Annotated in this window: 12 protein-coding genes; 3 read left to right on the top strand and 9 right to left on the bottom strand. The window is 60.6% G+C overall.

All coding sequences use genetic code 11. The annotated features are described in order from the left end of the window. Window positions 1-36: 36 nt before the first annotated feature. From fliS to G4923_RS00535, 6 genes are all read right to left on the bottom strand, one after another. Window positions 37-459 (bottom strand): flagellar export chaperone FliS, encoded by a 423-nt coding sequence (gene fliS / locus G4923_RS00560; protein WP_163134919.1) that lies wholly within the window; start codon window positions 457-459, stop codon window positions 37-39. Between the two features lie 20 nt (window positions 460-479). Beyond that, the gene (gene fliD / locus G4923_RS00555) at window positions 480-1,874 is read right to left on the bottom strand and encodes a flagellar filament capping protein FliD (RefSeq protein ID WP_163134917.1); all 1,395 of its coding nucleotides are present in this window, start codon (window positions 1,872-1,874) and stop codon (window positions 480-482) included. A gap of 31 nt (window positions 1,875-1,905) precedes the next feature. Continuing rightward, the gene (locus tag G4923_RS00550) at window positions 1,906-2,358 is read right to left on the bottom strand and encodes a flagellar protein FlaG (protein ID WP_163134909.1); all 453 of its coding nucleotides are present in this window, start codon (window positions 2,356-2,358) and stop codon (window positions 1,906-1,908) included. Window positions 2,359-2,394: 36 nt separating this feature from the next. Beyond that, window positions 2,395-3,300: a flagellin N-terminal helical domain-containing protein gene (locus G4923_RS00545; protein ID WP_163134908.1), complete on the bottom strand. Its 906-nt coding sequence runs from the start codon at window positions 3,298-3,300 to the stop codon at window positions 2,395-2,397. 614 nt (window positions 3,301-3,914) lie between these two features. Further along, window positions 3,915-4,820 carry a flagellin N-terminal helical domain-containing protein gene (locus G4923_RS00540; protein ID WP_163134906.1) on the bottom strand — a complete coding sequence of 302 codons (906 nt, stop codon included), beginning with the start codon at window positions 4,818-4,820 and terminating at the stop codon, window positions 3,915-3,917. Between the two features lie 609 nt (window positions 4,821-5,429). Next, window positions 5,430-6,338 (bottom strand): flagellin N-terminal helical domain-containing protein, encoded by a 909-nt coding sequence (locus G4923_RS00535; RefSeq protein WP_163134904.1) that lies wholly within the window; start codon window positions 6,336-6,338, stop codon window positions 5,430-5,432. 388 nt (window positions 6,339-6,726) lie between these two features. Here G4923_RS00535 and G4923_RS00530 point away from each other — a divergent pair, with 388 nt between their 5' ends. Both G4923_RS00530 and G4923_RS00525 read left to right on the top strand, forming a co-directional pair. Beyond that, window positions 6,727-7,359, top strand: coding sequence for a trimeric intracellular cation channel family protein (locus G4923_RS00530; RefSeq protein ID WP_025326511.1), 633 nt, complete (start codon window positions 6,727-6,729; stop codon window positions 7,357-7,359). 101 nt (window positions 7,360-7,460) lie between these two features. Further along, entirely contained in the window at window positions 7,461-7,853 is a 393-nt protein-coding gene (locus G4923_RS00525; RefSeq protein ID WP_005326432.1) for a hypothetical protein, read from the top strand. 74 nt (window positions 7,854-7,927) lie between these two features. Here G4923_RS00525 and thiI read toward each other — a convergent pair whose 3' ends face one another. Further along, complete coding sequence (gene thiI, locus G4923_RS00520) at window positions 7,928-9,376, bottom strand: tRNA uracil 4-sulfurtransferase ThiI (RefSeq protein WP_042648533.1); 1,449 nt, start codon at window positions 9,374-9,376, stop codon at window positions 7,928-7,930. Window positions 9,377-9,551: 175 nt separating this feature from the next. Between thiI and G4923_RS00515 the strand changes: the two genes are divergently transcribed. After that, window positions 9,552-10,511: a hypothetical protein gene (locus G4923_RS00515; RefSeq protein ID WP_163134902.1), complete on the top strand. Its 960-nt coding sequence runs from the start codon at window positions 9,552-9,554 to the stop codon at window positions 10,509-10,511. A 66-nt stretch (window positions 10,512-10,577) separates the two neighbouring features. Here G4923_RS00515 and pbpC read toward each other — a convergent pair whose 3' ends face one another. Then, a complete protein-coding gene (gene pbpC / locus G4923_RS00510) occupies window positions 10,578-12,899 on the bottom strand; it encodes a penicillin-binding protein 1C (protein WP_240455233.1) in 2,322 nt (773 codons plus the stop codon). A gap of 52 nt (window positions 12,900-12,951) precedes the next feature. Beyond that, window positions 12,952-17,805 (bottom strand): alpha-2-macroglobulin family protein, encoded by a 4,854-nt coding sequence (locus G4923_RS00505; protein ID WP_240455232.1) that lies wholly within the window; start codon window positions 17,803-17,805, stop codon window positions 12,952-12,954. Window positions 17,806-18,142 lie beyond the last annotated feature (337 nt).

Below are 18,142 nucleotides of genomic sequence, written 5' to 3'. Positions count from 1 at the left end.
CCCGCAGTGCGTCATCAAGCTCGGTGAGAGTAGCTCTCACAGCTCACCCAGCTGCTGTCTCATCTGAAAACCTTGCTGTTTTTCAGCCTCGGGCAATTGATCCCAACCGGATTTGATGGTCAGCATCAGTTCCATGACCTCGTCGAGGGGGGCGATATCCCGTGCCAGACTGGCATCCCAGATACGTTCGTCCATATAGGCGTAAAGCCCATAGAGGTCTTCTGACATGGCGCCCTGACTCATATCCAGCGCATCCTGCAAACCATGCAGTAATCCCTGCGCCTTGGAGATGGCAACCGATTTGGCTTCCATGTCCTGGCGTTCGATGGCCCCCTTGGCTTGTGCCAGACGTTCCAGGCACCCCTGCATCATCAGTTGAATGACACGGTGAGGATCCGCCGTGGCCAGATCGGCTGCGAGGTTGCCCGCGGTATATGCTTTGATATTGCGCTTGTACATATTTCAATACTCTCGATCTATCAAGATTTCTGATAATTCGTCTGCAGGCTGGACAATGCAGAGGCCGAGTTGTTCATCTTGACCAGCAAGGCATCCAGGCTGCCATATTGGGCACGCAGTGAGGCTTCATATTTTGCCAATTGGGTATTGGCCGTTGCGGTTTTCTGGGTAAGAGCACGCAAGTCCGAGTTCAAGACATCTTCTCGTTGTGCCAGCATGCCACCGCTCTTGGTATATGCTTTCAAGCCGGTATTCAAGGTGCCCGCCAGGCCCTTCTCTCCACCAAACAGCGCCACAACCTGATCGAAGTTCTTGTCGACGGCTTCGCCAAACTTCGTCTTGTCAAGGGACAGCTTGCCCTTGTTGTCCATCTTGATACCGACCTCGAAGATGGTGGAGTAAGTACTGCTGTTCTGGGAAGGGCTGACCAGCAGATTGCTCATGAATGATTCGATGGCTCTTGTGGTTGAGTCACCGGCCAGAGCGCCGCCATCATCCTGCTTCACGCCACCCACGAAGGTGTTGCGTTTGCCAAGGGTATTCATCTTGTCTTGCAGGGTGTTGTAACCATCCACGAACTGCTGGACAAGCTCCTGAATAGAGGTCTTGTCGGTCGTGATATCGACCTTGTTTGCCTTGAGATCCCCCACACTGTCTTTATCCGACACGCGCAACACAGTCACCTTGAGGTCCTGAATAGAGTCATCAAAGGTATTGGTGTCGCTCTTGAGGACGTTACCATCCACGGAAATCTCGGCACTGCTGGCTGGCCGGGTTTGGTTCATTACCCCCCCCCCCGACTCGAAGATGGCGAGCTCCGCCGTATCCCCGGTGATGGTCAGGTCCTTGCCATCGCCCGAGATGCCGGAATCGATCACCAGTTTGGCCTTGCCATCCGCCGTGTTGACTATGTTGACGCTGAGACCGAAGTTGTCACCATTGCTGTTGATGCTCTTGCGAATGTCTTGCAGGGTATCGCCTGCTTTCACATCCACCTTGAAGGTTTTGTCGCCGGCCTTGAACGTCAGTTGCCCATCCTGGCTGACCATGGAGGTGGTGGAACTATCGAAGATCCCTTCTTGACGGCTCGTTTGTGCCAACTTATTGACGATGATGTTGTACTGACCATTGGAAGCACCAGACTTGCTCTCCACCTTCAGCACGGGGTCATCTTTGCTCTGGGTAATGTTGATGGCGCGTTTGTTGAAAGCGCCGGGGGCACTCAGCTTGTCGAGGATGTCGGTGAAGGCGGAGATGGAGGATTTCAGCTGACCTATGCCAGACAAGGTGATCTGGGTGCTGTTTTGTTTAGTGACGATCGGCTGTTGTAACTGGGCCTTTTTGGCCTCCACACTCGCCGCGATTACACTTTCAAGTTGGAGCCCAGACCCCGCCCCCGCAGAGGTAATTGCCATACATCCTCCTGTCTATCGACGTAAAATTGGGTCACACCTGACCATCGAACAGCAGCCCGGAGAGACCGGAGCCATTGCCATTCATCTGCTGGTCCATGGATTGCAACCTCTTGCTTATCAAGAGCATTTCCTCGCTCGGGATCTGACGGATAACCTGCTTGGTCTCCGCATCTATCACCTTGATCACCGGCTGGTCGAATTCGGGGACCAGACTGAAATTGATGGTCCATCCCTTCAACTTGCTCAAATTGTCCAATCTTTCTTGCAATTCCTGGGCCTGTTTTTCCATATAGGCCTTGTCCATACGCGGCTCTGACACCTTGGCCTGTGCCTGTGATGTCTTGGCTGTCGGCTCGACACTTGTCTGTTCGGCCAGTTCCTCTCCGCTGGATGTGGGTGGAGAAACAGCCATGGCGGCCTGGGGGCCGCCATGTTGAGTCAGCGTCGAAGTAACAGAAGGCATGGCTATCGATTCATTGGCCATCTGCCGCTCCTCATGTCAATTGACGGTTGAACCGACTTAGCCCAGCAGCGACAGAGCCGACTGCGGACGCTGGTTGGCCTGGGCCAGTATGCTGGACGCGGCCTGTTGCAGGATGTTCTGCTTGGTCATGTTGGCAGTTTCGGTCGCAAAGTCCGCATCACGGATACGGGAGCGCGCAGCGCTGACGTTCTCCGCGATATTGGACTGGTTGCGAATGGTCGAATCCAGCCGGTTTTGCACCGCACCCAGCTCGGCACGCTTGCCATCGACCACACTCAGCATGGCATCTGCTGCTGCCAGAACTTTCTGAGCATTATCCTGGCTGCTAATACTGATCCCACCAGCACTACCACTGGTGAATATGGCATCAATTGCAATAGCAGTACCGATGGCAGTGCCCACGTTGACTGTTGTCCCAGCCGCTACAGCAATCCCCGAAATACTAAACCCTCCCGCCTGAGACAAGCTAAAGCCTATAGTTTGGTTGGCATCGGCACCAACTTGGAAGCTACCACTGTAATTTCCATCCAGCAGCTTGGTGCCAGCGAAGGTGGTGTCCTTGGAGATACGGTTAATTTCGGCCCCCAGTTGATCCACTTCCTTCTGCAGGGCCTCGCGATCCTTGTCTGAGTTGGAACCGTTGGCAGATTGCTGGGCCAGGGTGCGCATACGCTGCAGCATGCCGGTCACTTCGTCCATGGCACCTTCTGCGGTCTGTGCAAGGGAGATGCCGTCGTTGGCGTTGCGGTTGCCCTGATCCAGACCATTGACCTGGGAGGTCAGACGGTTGGAGATCTGCAGACCGGCCGCATCGTCCTTGGCGCTGTTGATACGCAGACCGGATGCCAGGCGGGTGTATGAGGTATCCAACGACTTGGTGGTGTTCATCAAGTTACGCTGGGCGTTCAATGATGAAGTGTTGGTATTGATAAACATGGCCATATAAGATTTCTCCTGATGAACAAGAAACTGCGGGCTCTGTTTGCATCTATGCAGCCAGGGTCCCACCGTTCAGATGGACAGATTGAACGGTCTGTGCCATCTGGCGGGTCCCTTGTTTGAACGGACATTGGACCCGTAGTTGCGCAAATGCTGGATTTCCGAACACCCCACAATTTGCTTCATCCTTTGTAGCGGCAGTCCCATCAGAAGCTTTAGGACATTTATTGCCGCTCTCATCAACAAAGAGGCAAATGTCTTCCGCTCAGAGGCTGATGGCAGTTAATCAGGCTATTGGTCGCTCCCGTCCAGTGCAGGCGGCTTCTGTTCATATTGAACTCAGGCCAGAAAGTTCAACTGGCATAGTTTATGCTGGAAACTTTTCGTCGCCACTTTTCTGGCGCCAATAAAAAGGCCGACAATAGTCGGCCATTGAAGAGTTTATGCTCAGGAGAACCGCTTCGAGGGTGGCAGAGTGAACGACTGCACAACACTCGAGGAGATACACCAACAAGATAATCTCTCTTTCGATAGGACAAGGCGTAAATCCGAACACCCCATTGTTCCATCTTTTCTTACCAGGGCGGCCTGAACAACCGCCCTGTTCTTTTTGCTGATTAGCCCAGCAGTGACAAGGCAGACTGCGGACGCTGGTTGGCCTGGGCCAGGATGCTGGAAGCAGCCTGTTGCAGGATGTTCTGTTTGGTCATGTTGGCGGTTTCGGTGGCGAAGTCCGCATCACGGATACGGGAGCGCGCAGCCGAAACGTTTTCCGAGATATTGGCCTGGTTGCGGATAGTCGAATCTAGTCGGTTCTGCACCGCACCCAGCTCGGCACGCTTGCTATCAACGACCCCCAACATTAAATCCGTTGCCGCAAGAACAGCCTGAGCGTCAGATTGGGTTCCAATCTTGATATCACTCGCAGCGCCGCCGCTAAAAATACTTGTCATATCAATGGCTGTTCCAATGACGGTGCCCAAGTCAACAGCCGTCCCCGCAGCCTTTGCAATCCCCGATATGCTAAAACCACCGCTCTGGGCCAAGCTAAAGCCGATAGTCTGATTGGCATCCGCCCCGACTTGAAAAGTCCCACTATAGGAGCCATCCAGCAGTTTGGTGCCAGCGAAAGTTGTATCTTTGGAAATGCGGTTTATCTCACCCCCCAACTGATCCACTTCCTTCTGCAAGGCCTCTCGATCCTTGGCGGAGTTGGAGCCGTTGGCAGATTGCTGGGCCAGGGTACGCATACGCTGCAGCATGCCGGTCACTTCATCCATGGCCCCTTCTGCGGTCTGCGCCAGGGAGATGCCGTCGTTGGCGTTGCGGTTGCCCTGATCCAGGCCGTTGACCTGGGAGGTCAGACGGTTGGAGATCTGCAGACCGGCCGCATCGTCCTTGGCGCTGTTGATACGCAGACCGGATGCCAGGCGGGTGTATGAGGTATCCAACGACTTGGTGGTGTTCATCAAGTTACGCTGGGCGTTCAATGATGAAGTGTTGGTATTGATAAACATGGCCATAAAAGATTTCTCCTGATGAACAAGAAACTGCGGGCTCTGTTTGCATCTATGCAGCCAGGGTCCCACCGTTCAGATGGACAGATTGAACGGTCTGTGCCATCTGGCGGGCCCCCTGTTTGAACGGACACAGGACCCGCAGTTGCGCAAATGTAGGTTTTCCGAACACCCCTCGATTTGCTTCACCCTCTGTAACGGCAGTCCCATCAGAAGCTTTAAGCAATTTATTCAACCTCCCCACGCAAAAAACGGGCAACAGCCCTGTTCCAGGCGACGTGACAGCAAAGCCCTGTCGTCACGAGACACTCCGACGCGACTCATGGATATCTGCGCAATAGAAATTGGCATGTTTTATGCTGGAGTTTATGTATCGCCAGTTTATCGGCGCCCATAAAAAAGGCCGACAATGTCGGCCAAAGAAGAGCTTACGCTCAGGAGAACAACCTCGAGGGTGACAGAGTGAACGATCTGCGCAACACTCGAGGGGTAATACCAATAAGAGAAACTCTCTTTCGATAGGACAAGGCGTAAATCCGAACACCCCATTGTTCCATCTTGCTTACCAGGGCGGCCTGAACAACCGCCCTTTTCTTTTTCTTGCAATCAGTCAGCTTAGCCTTGCAGCAGGGAGAGTGCAGACTGCGGACGCTGGTTGGCCTGAGACAATATGCTGGAGGCCGCCTGCTGCAAAATATTCTGCTTGGTCATGTTGGCCGTTTCGGTGGCAAAGTCTGCATCGCGGATACGGGAGCGGGCAGCCGAAACATTTTCCGAGATATTAGCCTGGTTGCGGATGGTCGAATCTAGTCGGTTCTGCACCGCACCCAGCTCGGCACGCTTGCTATCAACGACCCCCAACATTAAATCCGTTGCCGCAAGAACAGCCTGAGCGTCAGATTGGGTTCCAATCTTGATATCACTCGCAGCGCCGCCGCTAAAAATACTTGTCATATCAATGGCTGTTCCAATGACGGTGCCCAAGTCAACAGCCGTCCCCGCAGCCTTTGCAATCCCCGATATGCTAAAACCACCGCTCTGAGCCAAGCTAAATCCTATGGTCTGGTTGGCATCTGCACCGACCTGGAAGGTGCCGCTAAAGGAGCCATCAAGCAGCTTGGTGCCGGCAAAGGTGGTCGCGCTGGAGATACGGTTGACCTCGGCCCCCAGTTGATCCACCTCTTTTTGCAGGGCTTCACGGTCCTTGGCAGAGTTGGAGCCGTTTGCGGATTGTTGGGCCAGGGTACGCATACGCTGCAGCATACCGGTCACTTCGTCCATGGCGCCTTCAGCTGTCTGCGCCAGGGAGATACCGTCGTTTGCGTTGCGGTTGCCTTGATCCAGGCCGTTGACCTGGGAGGTCAGACGGTTGGAGATCTGCAGACCCGCCGCATCGTCCTTGGCGCTGTTGATGCGCAGGCCGGAGGCCAGACGAGTGTAGGAGGTATCCAGAGATTTAGTGCTGTTCATCATGTTACGCTGAGCGTTGAGCGATGAAACGTTGGTATTGATATACAGACTCATAATTTTTCTCCTAAGCTATTAAATTTTATCTTTAATTCACTCAGGCTTTATTTTGTTTTGTGCCTGATATGTTTAGTTAACGGCGCTGTTCGGTAAGACTTTAATTTCTTTTTTCTGCCTTTATGGCAGTAATCGCCGCCTAACCTATATATCGGCCCCTATTTCCCAGCCTTGAGAAAAAAATCAGAATTTTTGTCGCTGCGTCCCAGCCAACCCGCAGATTGGTGGCCAGCGCCCATGCCAGCAGGGCCTGTGCTGCCAGCCACCCGCCCTCCCCTGCCCCCAGAAACCCGCTCTGGCTCCCACTTTTGCATACCGGCATTGCTCACACGCGCCCCTTGCCCCTAAAATCGCCGCCCCATCATTTATTGGACGTGAGTTGTTCTCCATGCAGACACTGGTTGAGCAGATTGTTTACATCAGCGACATGTTTGGTACTGCGGTATTCGCGTTTTCGGGGGTATTGGTGGCAGGGCGCCTCAGAATGGACGGCTTCGGCGTCATGGTGCTGGCAGCCGTGACCGCCATCGGCGGTGGCACCATACGTGACATGATCCTGGGCGCCACCCCGGTATTCTGGGTACGCGACCCCCTCTACATCTGGGTCGTCATCGCCACGGCCCTCATCGGCATGTGGATGGTCAAGTTGCCCCGCCGCATGCCCTGGTATGTGCTGCCGGTGGCGGACGCCTTCGGGTTGGCGCTCTTTACCGTGATTGGCGCCCAGAAGGCGCTCAACTTCGGCACCTCAGGGCTGATTGCTGTGCTCATGGGCACAATGACAGGGGTGGCTGGCGGCATGATCCGGGATGTGCTGGCCCGGGAAGTACCTATGGTGCTGCAAAAAGAGATCTATGCCACCGCCTGCATCCTGGGGGGCATCCTCTATACCCTGGCGCTGGAGGTCAACATGGACAGGGTCACCGCCATGCTCATCTGCATGACGGCCGTTTTTGGCCTGCGGGTTGCCGCCATCTACTGGCACCTCTCCCTGCCGACCTTTTCGTTGCAGCGCAACTGAGCCGGGTCTGGGTGGGCGAGATCCCACCCTTGCAGGGGCAAGATTGAACCAAGCCCGCTTTTCTGTTGTCATAGAGTGGTCGTTTCAAGCCGGATTACCTCATGCAAAAACTTGGGCTCATTACCACGCTGATTCTGATGATGGTGGCAGCGGCTCATGCGGGGGCACAGGCCCTGTTCGGGCGCCTGGCATCCACCCCGGTGCAGCAGTTCAACCAGCAGATCCGTCAGGCGAGCAGCAGTCAGCAGGGCTGGGTCAACGACTATCGCGAAGTGGCTCGCCGCTTCGTGGGTCATGAAGACGTACCCACCCGCATCCATGCCCAGCAGCTGGACAACGATCTGGTGCTCTCGGTGGCCCTCGATGGCCAGAAGAGCGACATGCTCTACATCCTGACCCTGTTTCGCAGCAACAACCTGTGGCAGATGCGTCAGGCCGAGATGGGCTGGCGCTGCCAGGGCCAGGAGACCTTTACCCCTGTCCCCTGCCCCTGATCGTCACCGAAGATGTGAAATAAAAAAATCCGGCACCTTGGCCGGATTTTTTTATGGGCGCATGCACACCGCTATCAGGGGCGGTACACCTTGACGTTGTCAAAGCCCTGCTCTTTCAGATAGAGCGCCTGCAGCTTGCTCATCACGCCGCGATCGCAATAGAGCAGGTAGGTCTGCTCCTTGGGCAGATCGCCAAAGGCAGTCGCCAGCTTGAAGAAGGGGATGTGCAGGACGTCGCGCCCTTCCACCACCAGCGGCTTCTCGTCGCGCTCATCACTGGAGCGGATGTCCAGGATGACTTCATTGGCAGCCAGCACCTGGGTGGTCTCCACCTCCTGCACCTGGGCGGCAGTCTCTTCGCCGATGCGGCGAATGTCGAGATAGCGGGCCTCGCTCACCACCTTGTCCAGGATGGCGAAGTCGAAGTTGGCCTCTTCCGCCTCGATGTTGGATAGCACTGCCTTGATGGTTGGCTTCTTGGAGATGACGCCGCAATACTCCGGCATTGTCTCTGCAAACTCCAGGGTGCCGATGCGACGGGCTTCGCTGATGATGTCCGGCTTGTCCCAGGTGATGAGCGGGCGCAGGATCACCTTGTCGGTCACCCGGTCGATCACGTTCAAGTTGGTGAGAGTCTGGCTGGAAACCTGGCCCACACACTCGCCGGTCACCAGGGCCTGGATCTGGAAGGTTTCCGCCACCTGGCCGGCGGCGCGCATCATCATCCGCTTGAGCACTACACCCATCTGGCCGTTGTCGATCTTCTCGAGGATCTCGGCCACCACGGGCTCAAAGTCGATGGCGGTGAAACGCACCTTGTGGGAGGCGCCGAACTTGCTCCACAGGTAATAGGCGACCTGCTTGACCCCGATCTCGTGGGCAGCGCCGCCGAGGTTGAAGAAGCAGTAGTGCACGCGGCAGCCGCGCTTGATGAACTGGTAGGAAGCCACGCCGGAGTCGAAGCCGCCGGAGAGCAGGCTCAGCACATCTTCCTGAGTCGCCATGGGGAAGCCCCCCATGCCGTGATGGACGGCACTGATGATGTAGAGCTCGTCGTTTTCCACTTCCAGGTTGACCTGGATATCCGGCTTCTTCAGGCGCACACCGGCGGTTTCGCAGTGCTGGTTGAGGCCGCCACCCACATAGCGCTCCAGCTCCAGGGAGCTGAAGTCGTGCTTGCCGACGCGACGGGCACGCACGCAGAAGGTCTTGCCTTTCAGGCGATCGCCCCAGACGGCGCGGGTCTGCTCGAAGATGTCGTGCAGATCGGTGAAGTTGCTCAGTTTCACTTCGAGGAAATACTGGATGCCCGGGATGCAGGCCAGCGTCTCGAGATACTGGGCGTGGAACTGATCGTTGCGGGAGCTCACTACCAGCTTGTCCCAGTCCATCCGCACGCGGGCGTCTTCGTCAAAGCGGCGCAACACGTTACGGATGTTGCCCTGCAGCATCTTGGTGAAACGCTGACGCACTGACTTGCTCTTGATGGTGATTTCGGGGAACAGCTTGATAATGAACTTCATGGTGTTGACTCGGGTGGCCTTGATTTAAGGGCGCGAATTATATCAGAAGTTTGGCGCCAGCGCCTACTGGCCAGGTGACGGCAGATTTTCCCACACAATGTTTGCCGCAAGGCGGCAATCTTGCGTATATTCCCGAGCCTGCGCCTTGGCCACCGGCTTGAACACTGACGATCCGATGAAGACCTATATCTACTACCCCGGCATGGAAGTACGGGATGAACTCTGGCTCAAGTTTGCTCTTGTCTATCTGGAGCGGCTCGCCTTCGTCTTCACCGTCAGCGAGAAGAGCGGCCTCACCGCCCTGCTCGATACCCTGCGCCAGCAGAGCGATCTGCTGACCGAGCCGCCCGAACCCGCCTTCTTTGCCGCCATCACCCCCCAAATCGAGAATCAGATTACCGGCCTTATCGCCCCCGATTTCGTCCGCCACAAGGTGTTTGGCAACAAGGAGTTGATCGCTCGCTGGCGCCAGCGTGCCAACCACGACTGCTTCTGCCCCGTCCAGCCGGGTCTGGAGCGGCTGCACGGTTTTTGCCTGAGCCACGGCTTTGCGACCCAAGACGAGGGGGGGATCAGAATGGCGCGGCGCTTCGCCAACCTGCTCTCCATGCGCCTCGCCCGTGAGTGGGCGCTCGCCAATGAGGGGGCCCTCATCACGGATCACGACTACCTGGACAGGCTGCTTCACCTGCTGGAATCCCGCTACCACAACCGGGGCGGCCAGGATTGCTTCCACCTCGAGATCCCGCTGCAAGTGCCCACTCACCTCGCCGAGATCTCCTTCGATGAGCTGATTAACCTGCGCGGGCGCAGCGGTTTTCGCCAGCAGCTGGCGGCCTTCCACCAGGCTCTGGATGCCCTGCTCGCCATGCTGGGCAGCGGCTACGCCGACCCTGCCGTACTGGCCCGCTTCGAGCAAGCGCAGCAGGGGCTCAACCAGCTGCTGGGCCCGGAGACCCGCAGCCTGCCACTCACTACCCTTGTCAGTAGCTCATTGCCCGCCATGGCGATGATCCACAGGCTCAAGGAGAGTCACCCCGACAGCAACCTTGTCTTCCATCCCATCAAGAAGAGCCACTTTCACCAGCGCAAGAGTCAGCACTTCTTCACCCGGCTGGGTCAGGTCAAACCCTGATCCAGCAAAGACGCTGCCGTCAAAATATTGTCGCCCTGAACGGGTGGCTCCCCTGACCCTCCTGCCTCAGGAGGGGTTCTCCAGCCGAAACTCGATGCGATCGCTGTTGCCCGCCTCGTCCACCACCACCAGCTGGTAGCGCCCCGCCTCGCTCAGCACCTGATCCCCGTCCCAGCGCAGCCGCTGGCCGTTGAGAAACCAGTGCGGCTTGCCCACGCCCCCCATCACCCTGGGTTGCAGGCGGTAGCGCTGACTGCGGATGAGGTTGCCCTCCCCCAGGGCCAGGATGCGAATGGGAGCCTGCAAGTCGGCGCTTCGCCCCTCCCCCGCACAGTGGCTGGCGAGCAGCGCCTGACGGCGTTCGCCGGGCCCCCGCCAGGGCTCCAGGGAGAGCGGCCAGAGCGCCCGAAAACCGGCTTGCGCCGCATCCGGGCAGCGCGCCAGGGTAGGCTTGCCCTCAGAGGTCAATGCCACTTGCCGCAGGGGTGAGGGCCAGTCCATGGGATCCGGCAGGGTCGGCGGATCCCGCTCATCCAGCAGCCAGGCACTCTGGCGCTGCAGACAGGTCTCGGGCAGGGTCGCGCTTGCCTTGCGCCCCAGCGGCCAGCAGATCTCGGCCTCGCTCACCGTATTGGGTTGCGCCGGCAAGGGGCTGTTGTCCGAGAGCCGCGAGTAGACCGAGAGCAGCAGCGGCACCGCCGCGCTCTGACCATAAAAGCCCGGCAAGGGGGTACCGTCGGGGCGTCCCAGCCAGACGCCGATGGTCCAACGGCCGGAGACCCCCATGGCCCAGCTGTCCCGATAGCCATAGCTGGTGCCGGTCTTCCAGGCGAGCCGGTTGATCCGGCCGGTCGCCTCGCTGGCGAAGGGCTGATCCGCCCGCCCCTGGGCACTCAATATCTGCCAGATGATCCAGGCGGCCCCCGGGCTCAGCAAGGGGCGGGGCACCGCCTGCTGCCCCGCCAGCCAGACCGGCATCGCCACCTGCCCCTGCCGGGTGAGGGCGCTGTAGAGCGCCACCAGCTGCTCGAGCCGAATGCCCGCCGCCCCCAGCGCAATGGCCGGGTTGGGCTTGTCCGAGAGCGCTAGCCGCACCCCGGCGTTGTCGAGCCGGCTGACCAGCTTGTCGGCCCCAAGCGCTTCCAGCACCTGCACCGCCGGCACGTTGAGGGATTGCTGCAGCGCCTGGGTGAGGGTCACAGGCCCCTGAAAGGCACCGGTAAAATTGGCGGGTCTATAGTCGGAACCCAATCTCGGGGCATCGGAGAGCAGGGAGGCCGAGTGCACCAGCCCCTCGTCCAGGGCCAGACCGTAAATGAAAGGCTTGAGGGTGGATCCCGGGGAGCGGATCGCCTGCACCATGTCGAGGTAGCCGTGGCGGCGCAGATTGCCATACTCGGCACTGCCCACGTAAGCGCGCACCGCCATTGTGCTGTTGTCCACCAGCAGCAAGGCGGCGGAGGTCTGCTCGGGGAAGCGGCGGATATAGCTCGCCACCCGCGCCTCCAGCCAGCGCTGCAGATCCCCGTCTATGGTGGTGTGCACCAGGGCCCCCGGCTGGCTGCCAGTCGCCAGCCGGGCAAACAGCGGCGCCTCCATAGGCGTGAAGTGACCGCGGGCCAGCACAGGCTCGATACGCCCCTCCTGCCACACTGCCTCGGGCCAGGCGCCCTGCGCCACCAGCCGCAGCATCACCTTGTCGCGGGCGGCGCGGGCACGCTCGGGGTGCCTGTCCGGCCGGTAACGGCTGGGGGCCTGGGGCAGCACAGCCAGCAGCGCCGCCTCGGCGTGGGTCAGCTTGGCCGCGCTCTTGCCCAGATAGGCGAAACTCGCCGCCTGCACCCCCTCCAGATTGCCACCAAAGGGGGCCCGGTTGAGGTAGACGGTGAGCAGTGTGCGCTTGTCGTAGTGCCACTCCAGTTGCAGCGCCCGCGCCATCTGGCGCAGCTTGCCGGGCACGCTCCTGTGGTAAGGCTCGATGAGGCGGGCCACCTGCATGGTGAGGGTCGAGCCCCCAGAGACGGCCCGCCCGTAGCGCAGCCACTGCCAAACCCCGCGTACCATGGCAACCGGGTTGACCCCGGGATGGCGCCAGAAATAACGGTCCTCGTAACCCAGCAGCGCCTCTATATAGCGGGGGGAGACCTGCTCCAGGGTCACGGGGTAGCGCCACACGCCGCTGGTGTCGGCGAAGGCGCGCAGCGGCCGACCCTTCATATCGAGCACCACCCGCGCGTAGGCGGGATCCAGCGGTGGCGGCGGGAAGAGGCGATCCAGCGCCAGCAGCGACAGGAGCAGGGCAACAGCCCCCAGCACCGAGAAACGCAGCCAGCGCGGCAGACGGCCCAACCAGACGAGGCAGACACGGCCATCGTGACAAAGTCGCAGCCAGCCGCGCCGCCAGAGGGTGAGCGGGCGAACCCGCTCGAGGGAGGGAAGATTACTCAGAGATGCTCACCTCATGAATATCCTCCCCCAGGGCCCGCAGCTCAGGCCGGTACATGTCCTCCACCTGGGTCGGCGGCACCTGATAACGACCCGGCGTCACCGCCCGCATCAGATAGACCAGCTGCTGGTTGCCCCCCGCACTCAGATCCAGCGCCGCCGTGTAGCGATCGTCACGAAACTCCTGATGCTTGAGATAGTCGTTCCACTCGCTCTGCCACGCAGGTTTCCCCTCAATGCTGAGCTCCTCGAGCTTGATGCTGTTGCCAAGGGCCGGATTCTCCAGCTCGAAACCGGCCGGCAGCATCTCCACCAGCAAGGCATCGGGCACCGCCGATTCGCTGCTCACATTGAGTCGCACCACCACCAGATCGCCGACCCGTACCTTGGCCGGATCAAGCTGCTTGCCGTCGCCATTGAACCAGCTGCGGGTGACGCTCATGCCCTGGCTGACACGCGCGGGCGCCTGTTCGGGGTAGCCAATCAGTGTTCGCTGCACATAGAGCGAGCCCTTGCCCTCGTTGGTAACGGCGCTGGCTGTCAGCACCTCCGTGGCGCCGAGCTGCACACTGGCCTCGCCGGCAAAGGGGCGCTCGCCATCGGTAGATACCAACCTGGCCTGCCAGTCGGCGGCGGGATCAACTTGCGCCAGCCGCAGCAGGGCGAGGCGCTCCTGGGTGCTGAGCCACTGGCGATGGGCCAGGGTATCGGCCACCTTGGCGCTCAGCGCTGGCCAGTGCTCCCCGGCCAGCTTGTGCTGACGAAGCAGGGATAGCTCGAGGGCCTGGTCGCGCAGGGGAGAGCCGTAATCCCCGAGATAGTCGTCACCGCGCTCGGTCGCCTGCGCCCGGGCAAGGGCCTTGGCGGCATTCTGCTCATCCCCCATGGCCGAGAGCGCCAGCGAGAGGTGGAGCAGCGGCAAACCGGAGCGGGCGTGATCCGCCTGTTGCTCCCAGATGAGACGCAAGGTGGAGAGCGGCGCCTTGCCCACCCGCGCCAGCACATAGGCACTGTAGGCCTGATAGGCCAGCCGGCTGTGTTCGGGGGCACTGCTCCAGCGCTCCCCGTACTGGCTGTCGGTCAGATAACTCTGCAACCTGTTCAGGGCCTGACTCAGCATGGCTTCCGGCACGGCATCCCCCGCCTCCTTGCGGGCCAGCAGATAGTCGGCGGCATAGGCGGTGAGCCACTGCTCCTCGTCGGAGCGTCCATCCCACAAACCGAAACCGCCGCTCGGCAGTTGCAGCCGCTGCAAGCGTTGCAGCAGGGCGCGCTGCAGATCCGCCTCGCTCACCGGCTTGCGGCCCTCTGTGGGTTGTGACCAGGCGGCACGCTCATCCGCCGTGGTCAGCAAGTAAGACCAGGCGCGTGACAGGGTCTGCTCCAGGCAGGCATAGGGGTAGTCGGCCAGCGCCTGCCACTGGGCGGCCGGATCCCAGGGCGGCGTGCCTGAGAGGCTGAGCAGCCCCTGCAGGTTGGTGCTATCCAGCCCGGCCAGCTCGCCCGCTGCAAAGCTCATCTGCTGACCCGGGGCCAGCATCTGGTAGCGCTGGCGCGTCTCGGCAGGCCAGGGGGAGCGCAGCGGCAGCGACCAGTCGCGGCTGATGGCAAAGCCCTTGCCGCTCGCCGCCAGTTGCAGGCTTGCCACGCCGCTGGCGCCTGTCACTGTGAGTGGCAGGGTCAGCCACTGCTCCTCGCCGTTTTTAAGGGAAAGCGTGCTGGGCAGCTCGCTCCCCGCCTGCAAGCCGCCGCTCAGGGTCCATTCAAGCGAAAGATTCTGATCCTCGCCGCTCATGTTGCGCAGTTGCACCAGGACCCGGGTCTGATCCCCGCGAGCACCAAAACGCGGCCAACCAATTTCGGCCACCAGGGGCGCCACTACCTTGACGGCGCGCTCGGCCTCTCCAACCTGCTGTTCGTTCCAGGCCAACGCCATCAGCGCCAGCTCGCCGTTGAAGTTGGGCAGATCGAGCGGGATCACCGCCTTGCCGTGTTCGTCGAAACTCACCTCGCCGCTCCAGAGCGCAGCGACCTCGACCCGGCTCTCCAGTGCGCCCCCCTTCTTCAGGGCCGGGGCATCACCGCCGTAGTTGAGACGAGCCAGCTTGCCGTCCTGGGGCGGGATCACCTGACCGTAGTTGTCGAACAAGTCTTGTGCGAAGCGCTTGCGACCGAAGAAGATCTCGAACGGGTCGAGTGGCTTGTAGTCGCTGATGTTGAGCACGCCCCTGTCCACCGCCGCCAGCACCACCCGCCCCTGACTGTTGGGGGTGGAGGTAGCGGTCACTTCGAACCGGGTGAGCGGCACGGCTTTATCCGGCGCGCTCAGGGTGAGCGGCAGGCGGCGAGCCTCTCTGTCCAGCGTCAGCGGCACCAGGCCGACCGAGCGCAGGCTTTGAATGCCCTTGCTGCTCGCCGGTCTCGACTCGCTGTCAGGGACGGCGATCTGGGCCGAGATATGGAGATCATGACGTTGCCACTCGGGGCTGATGGGGATCTCGAACTCGCCACGCCCTTCCCCTTGCCCAGCACCTTCGGCGTTCAGTTCGATGCGCTGCCACCAGCGCAGGCCGTCGCCATCTTCCACCAGCAGCAGCCCCTTGCCCGCACGCGGTGCCACCAGGGTAACCTTGGCCTTGTCGCCAGCCTGATAGGCGCGCTTGTCGAGGGTGATGGCAATCTTGTCGGGCCGCGCCTGCTCGCCACCGCCGCCCCAGGCGTAGCTGCCGATCTCGAACCGCAGGCTGGATTGATGGCCCTGGCTGTTCTCCACCTCGAGGCGATACCAGCCGGCCGCAAGCGGCAGGCTGAGGGCGGTCGGCCCCTTGCCGTCCAGCTGCAGTGTCTGCTCCTGCTCCAGATAGGGCTGGCTGTTGAACTCGTACTTCCACCCCTCGCCGTCGGCGTAGTGCCAGTAGTAGTCGCGGTACTCGTTGACCAGGCGCACCTTCACCTCGCCCGCCACCGGCTGGCCCTGGTCGTCGAGGTTGAGGATCTGGAAGGGCAGCGGTTTGCCCCCCTCTACCCGCTCTGCCACGAAATCGGCCCTGAGGGCGGGCCACTGGCTGCCGGCGGGCCAGCCGTACTGAGTGCGGCTGCGATTGACGGCGCGGCCACCGGGCTCGGAGAGCGACACCCGGTAGGCCACCTCCAGCGGTCCGAGGCCGCGCACGCCATCCAGCTCATCCGCCAGCGAAAAAGTCCCCTGCCCCTGTTCGTTCAAGGTGATATTGAGGGGCTCCGGCTCTTTGGCCTGCTCGGCGAGCAGCACATCCCCTAAGGTAAACTCCTGCCACTGAGTGAAGGGCATGGTGGCGCGGCTTATCTTCACCTCCGCCTTCGCCTTGGTACTGCTCGCCGGGGCACCATAGAGGTAGTCCCCCTGCAGCGGCAGGGTGAGGGCCGCTTCCGGGCTCTGCAATTCCCCATCCGGCCCCTTGCCGAGCTGCAGTTTCAGCCGCTCGGGCAGGAACTCCTCCACCAGGAAGGGCCACTCGAAGCGGCTGCCTGCCGATGTCTTGAGGGTGATGGTCCAGCGCCCCAGGGGCGCATCCTGCGGCAGGCGCAGGCCGTAGTGGGCGGCGCCCAGGGGGTCAGGCAGCAGCCGTTTCTGCTCCAGCAGCTGACCGTCCGGCTGTTTCACCTCCAGCTCCACCGCCATGCCGGGCAGCAGCTGGCCATCCTGCCCCTTGAGCAGGATCTCGCTGTCGAGGCGCTCGCCGGGGCGGTAGAGATCCCGCCCACTGAACAGATAGAGCTGCTGGGCCTGCCAGGGCTGGGTGCCCAGATCGAAGGTGGAGAGATCAAGCGCCGCGCCATCGAGGCGCAGCACCGCCAGATGCTTGCCCTGCTCGGCCAGCAGCAGGCGGGCCCCCTGCACCTGCTCGAAACGCCGGTGACCGCGCGGATCTGTCTGCTGCACCTGCAGCCGGTTGCCCTTCTCGTCGAGCAGGGAGAGTTGCACCTCCTTGAGGGGGTCGGCGGTTGCCAGGGAGCTGACGAACACCTCCAGTCGATCCCGGTAGCGGCGGGCACTGAGCCCCATGTCGCTCACCGCGAAATAGGTGGTCTCCTTGCGCCAGTCGTAGTTGCCAAGAGGGGACATCACCGCAAAATAGACCCCGGCCTCGGCCAGTTGCGGCTCCTTCACATTGATAAGGCGGGTCTCGCGTCGGTTGGCATCGAGCGCCAGGGCATAACGGCCGCTGAACACCCGCTTGGCACGCTGGGTGACCTGCTCCAGATCCCAGTTGCCCATGCCGGCGCCGGGGCGATACTCGGCCAGGAAGCGCGGCAGATACTCGGCATCGATCCGGAAGAAGTCGATGTTGACCTCGTCCACGTTGACCGCGCTGATGGGCAGGCGCAGCTCCTCGCGCAGGGGCAATACCATGCCGCTGGCGGTAAAGGAGGCCCCCGCCTCCAGCGGTCGGGTCTTGAGGGTCCAGCGCTGGGGAGATGGGCCCAGCCCCGCCTTGAGACTCACCTCATAGCTCTTGTCGGGCTGGACGTTCGGGAAATAGAGGGTGCGGCCATCTTCGGCCAGGATCCACTCCCCCTGCACCTGCTTGCCCCCTTCACTGACAATGAGCCAACTCTGCCAGTTCGCCTGGGGCGTCAGGGGGCCGGAGAAGACCAGTGCCAGCGCCGGGGCGTCCCTGTACTGGCGGGCATTGGCCTGCACCACTGAGGTCGGTGCCCCGGCCTCCTGCTGCACCTCGGTTGGGGGGGATGCGGGCGCCGGGGTGTCCGGGCCGCAGCCTGCCAGCAGCAGAGCCCCCACCCCCGCCAATAACGAGGCCAGTAAGCGAGGGACGCGAGACACAGGAGAGGGCTTGAGGAGACGCATAGGTTTGATCCCGGGTTGAGTCGCTGCCAGCGCAGCGCAGGAGCCAATAGGATAAAACGTCGCCCCCATTAACACAAAGCTCAGTGCGGCGGACACATCATCCACGGCATTCCGTGACTGGCAGCAGAAATAGCTATTAATGAGCCAGTAAATAATATTTCCCATTCGAAACTCTTTTTTAGGCAGTTATTTTATACAGGTAAACTCCTCCCCGTTTTCTGAACCCAAGCTAGACTGGGGGCAACAGTTCCCTTGTGTGGTATAGGAATACTCTTTATTCTCTGGCACCGCTGAAGTTGTAGAAGCAATCAGCCTAATATCAAGCAGTTAAATATTT

This window comes from Aeromonas rivipollensis, from assembly GCF_010974825.1.
In the GTDB taxonomy this organism is placed as follows: Bacteria; Pseudomonadota; Gammaproteobacteria; order Enterobacterales; family Aeromonadaceae; genus Aeromonas; species Aeromonas rivipollensis.
The sequence above is the reverse complement of the archived record's forward strand: the minus strand, read 5'-3'. Positions and strand labels throughout refer to the sequence as shown.